This window comes from Luteimonas sp. A537 (genome assembly GCF_054052065.1).
This window is the reverse complement of record NZ_JBSVRH010000016.1, coordinates 1-3220: the sequence shown is the minus strand read 5'-3', so window position 1 is coordinate 3220 and position 3220 is coordinate 1. Positions and strand designations below refer to the sequence as shown.

Below are 3220 nucleotides of genomic sequence, written 5' to 3'. Positions count from 1 at the left end.
CGCGCGTGCGAGGCGCAAACGCTCCGGATAAGCGAGGCGCTACAGATCGCCTGGAACCCAGCAACAACAGTGCGGGAAACAAGGCCTAACGCCAGAATTAAGCCGCGCCGCGAAGCGGTGTCGGCTTGAATGAATTGTTAGGCTGCGGCCCCGCGAGAAGTTGGTCCGCTGCCAGTAGACGAAACTGGGCTTGCTGTTCGGGCGAGAGTACGCGGAAGGGTATGGGCATGGCGCCACTCTCGAGCTCAATAAGAAAGCCACGGCTGTAAGTGTGGACTGCCTTCACCCTGGACCAACCAACAGAGCCTGGACCGCCCTTGGTGCGTCTACTCACACCCGTAGCGTCGATAGTGAAGTCGCATCGGCCGACACGAGACGATTTGTACACGAACCCGATTGTTGCAACACACTGGAGCGTGATGCGCGCCAAATGCCGTCTTACTCCGCTCAGCGTGCGCAAGGCATCATCTGTATCGAAGGCGTGCTCCGTTACGAAATGCAGATACTCTCCGAGTCGATAGCGAACTGAGAACTCGATGCGCGACAGGGTATCCATAGCAGCCTAACACCTGAATTAAGCCGCGCCGCGAAGCGGTGTCGGCTTGAATGAATTGTTAGGCGGCAACTCGACTGCCGAACACCGCCACGGCCAGGAGTGTAACTGCCACACCTGGTGCCGCCACGAGTATGAGCTCTGCACGAGTAAGCGCTGAAGCGCCCAGCACCGGCTGAGACCAATCTCGACGCGCTGCAACCAGCAGGCCCGTCGCGACTCCCGACAGCCCCAACGCAAGGACTAATGATCCCGCTGTGGTCACGAACCAGAACATGCCATGGATAGGCTCATCAGATTCGGATCGCAGAACGATCTGCCACCCCAAGGGCAGCAGGTAGGCAAGAAGTGCTAGAACGATCGCCGCCTGTCTCATGCCGCCTAACGCCAGAGTTAAGCCGAGACGCATAGTGGAGCGAAACACATGGCAAGCTTTATCTGCCATGTGTTTTGCGTAACGAAGCGGCTTCGGCTTGAACGACTTGTTAGGCCGCCGCACGCCGAACTTGCGCCCGACCCCACGACAGCCCAACCCCTGAGCCGAACAGTACAACAAGTCTGGCCGAGCGGCCTGAGGCTGGCGCTTGCCGGGACCGAAGCCAGAACCATCGACTCGCGCAGCCAAGAACTCTCACAGCGTCCTGTCCGAAGCCGAATCGGCCGGTCGAATCTCGCGGCGAGTCGCGCCAGTCCGAAGCCGAGGTGCTGCAGGGCTGACTGCCGACGCCTGCACCGCGCGTGCGAGGCGCAAACGCTCCGGATAAGCGAGGCGCTACAGATCGCCTGGAACCCAGCAACAACAGTGCGGGAAACAAGGCCTAACGCCTGAGTTAAGCCGCGCCGCGTAGTGGAGCCAAGCACATGGCAAGCTCTTTCTGCCATGTGTTTGGTGTAACGAAGCGGTGTCGGCTTGAACGAATTGTTGGGCCGCAATGGCCGTGACGGTGGGCCCCGCCCCGGTCCACCGCAGCCTGACCCCTTGGCCGAGACACTACAACACCTTGGCTCAGGCTGGCCAAGGTTTCCGGTTGGAACAAGGCGTCCGCGCTGGGTCTGGCCCCGGCGCTCGAGGCTGCGTGTAGCCGAAGCCAGCGATTGGCGTGAGCGCGGCGGGCAACAGGCTACGGTGTTAGATCGAAGCCAGGTGCCGGAAGGCTAGATGCCGAACGAAGCGACCCCACACCCTGGCCGAGAACTGTCCGAAGATCCTGTTGAGCGACACAACTAGACGCACACCCAGTGCGGCCCAACACCTAAGTTAAGCCGAGACGCGTAGTGGAGCCAACCACATGGCAAGCTTTACCTGCCATGTGGTTGGTGGAACGAAGCGGCTTCGGCTTGAACGCATTGTTAGGCCTCAGCTCCGCTGGTGAAACGAAGACCTAGCCAGACCGCAGCAATGCCCACGAGTACGCTGCCAAGAATGTACAGCAGGGCAAGGCTGGTTTCTCCGCGCCGCAGGAGGGTGAGCGACTCTAGCCCGAACGCCGAGAAGGTAGTGAAGCCACCGAGGATACCGGTGACCAGGAACAGGCGAACCGGCTCAGAGACGGATGTCTTGGAAAGAATGCCTGCGAGCAGGCCGATCAGCAGACAGCCCAAACAATTGACAGCGAAAGTGGCCCACGGAAAGCGCCCCGCCGGCGCAGCACCTAACCCGACGGCCACAGCGTAACGGGCCACCGATCCGATGAAACCGCCGAGTCCTACCCACAAGTACGCGCTCATATGTGTTTGAGGCCTAACGCCTGAATTAAGCCGCGCCGCGAAGCGGTGTCGGCTTGAATGAATTGTTAGGCCGCGGCTGCCTTACCCGAAGCCGAGACCACGAAGTACCACAGGCCGATCACTGCCAGAAAATTGACTGTGAACACCAAGCCTCTGAGCCGAACGTTGCTAGTAAAAACTTGTATGGCGCTATGCAGGATGCGGCCGCCAACGAAGATCCAGGCAAGGGCGACAACTGTCTGGGTGGTCTGGAACTGCAAGAAGAAGAGACAGGCGACGTGGAAGAACAGCGGCCACTCGAACTGGTTGGACAGATTGGCGCTGATCCGTGGCTCAATGGCCGACCACGGGTTGCTCCCGTCCGCCCGACGCCCCAAGCCCCACACTGCCGGAGCCCGCGCGACGGTGAGCAGGGCATACAGGAATGCTGTGAGCGTGACATGCGCGGCCATTGGCAGAACCAGAGCTTGCGGCATGGATCAGTCTCCCCGAACTGACGCGATGAGCGGCCTAACGCCTGAATTAAGCCCAGCCGCGAAGCGGCTTCGGCTTGAATGAATTGTTAGGCGGCACCTGGGTCATGCAAACTCAACAGAATAGAACTCTAGCCCGGTAAGGCCCGCCGCTTCTATCGCAGCCCTTACAGCGGGACTCACAAAGAGCTTGGCCACCATTGGCTCTACCCCAAAAATATCTAAGCCAGCGACAGCGGAGTGCATGAGGCGTGGCGTGTGCAGGGTGGAGTGGATGCTGTCAGACGGGTCAAGCGCCTCTGGCACAAGTGTGTCGACCCAGCGGGTGCAATGCGCCGCGATGTGATTGCCATTGAGACCACGAACAGCCAGATGATCCTGCCCCTGCTTCACGGACACCCGGATAAGCGATTAAATATCGCAATCCGAGGTGAGACAGATGACCAGGAAGAAGTCAGAGACGAAG

3 protein-coding genes are annotated in these 3220 nt (G+C 60.0%); all 3 read right to left on the bottom strand.

What is annotated here, in order from left to right; translation table 11 throughout:
* Positions 1-97 precede the first annotated feature (97 nt).
* The 3 genes from ACW7GZ_RS14820 to ACW7GZ_RS14810 all read right to left on the bottom strand — a co-directional run bounded on the left by ACW7GZ_RS14820 (position 98) and on the right by ACW7GZ_RS14810 (position 2757).
* The gene (locus tag ACW7GZ_RS14820; RefSeq protein WP_457010033.1) at positions 98-556 is read right to left on the bottom strand and encodes a YcxB family protein; all 459 of its coding nucleotides are present in this window, start codon (positions 554-556) and stop codon (positions 98-100) included.
* 1347 nt (positions 557-1903) lie between these two features.
* Positions 1904-2281 (bottom strand): fluoride efflux transporter CrcB, encoded by a 378-nt coding sequence (gene crcB, locus ACW7GZ_RS14815; RefSeq protein WP_457004767.1) that lies wholly within the window; start codon positions 2279-2281, stop codon positions 1904-1906.
* 65 nt (positions 2282-2346) lie between these two features.
* The gene (locus ACW7GZ_RS14810; protein ID WP_457010031.1) at positions 2347-2757 is read right to left on the bottom strand and encodes an MAPEG family protein; all 411 of its coding nucleotides are present in this window, start codon (positions 2755-2757) and stop codon (positions 2347-2349) included.
* Positions 2758-3220: the final 463 nt, after the last annotated feature.

Excerpts from the sequence above, each read along its gene's own strand:
- ACW7GZ_RS14810 (WP_457010031.1), bottom strand. The coding sequence starts at position 2,757 with ATGCCGCAAGCTCTGGTTCTGCCAATGGCCGCGCATGTCACGCTCACA.
- crcB (WP_457004767.1), bottom strand. The coding sequence starts at position 2,281 with ATGAGCGCGTACTTGTGGGTAGGACTCGGCGGTTTCATCGGATCGGTG.
- ACW7GZ_RS14820 (WP_457010033.1), bottom strand. The coding sequence starts at position 556 with ATGGATACCCTGTCGCGCATCGAGTTCTCAGTTCGCTATCGACTCGGA.